Below are 515 nucleotides of genomic sequence, written 5' to 3'. Positions count from 1 at the left end.
GTTTTGAGCCGTGCCCTCAGAGTCGGGCCAGTTCGGCGCTGAACGCGTCCAGGTAGGCCGAGAACTCATGCACGTCGTTGTGCCCGGCCTCGGGCAGACGCAGCAGGCGCGCATGCTGCGCCCCCGCAGCCGTCTGCAGCGCCTCGCTGTGGGCCAGGGGGATCACGCCGTCGCGCTCGCCGTGCACCAGCCAGACCGGACCGCGGATGCGCGCAATCACGGCATCGGTGCGCAGTGGGTAGCGCAGCAATGCAGTGGGCACGATCGGATAGTGCTCGCCGGCCAACGCGGCCATGCTGCGGTAGGGTGAGACCAGCACCGTCAGCGCCGGGTTCACTTCGGCTGCCAACTGCGCGGCCAAGCCTGTCCCCAGCGAGCGGCCATAGACAACCACAGGCCGCCCGGCGTACTGCGGCGTCACCTGCCGCCAGGCCGTGCGCACGTCGTCCATCAGTTGCGCTTCGCTGGTGATCTGCCCGCTGCTGCGGCCATAGCCCCGGTAGTCCAGCATGAAC

Annotated in this window: 1 protein-coding gene; it reads right to left on the bottom strand. The window is 69.3% G+C overall.

The annotated features are described in order from the left end of the window. Positions 1–16 precede the first annotated feature (16 nt). The coding region (locus AC1DYI_RS38110; protein ID WP_477209225.1) for an alpha/beta hydrolase at positions 17–515 on the bottom strand (499 nt) is incomplete at its 5' end.

This window comes from Ideonella sp. P3_A4 (assembly GCF_056403075.1).
Note: the sequence above shows the minus strand (reverse complement) of the source record. Positions and strands in the feature narration are given on the sequence as shown.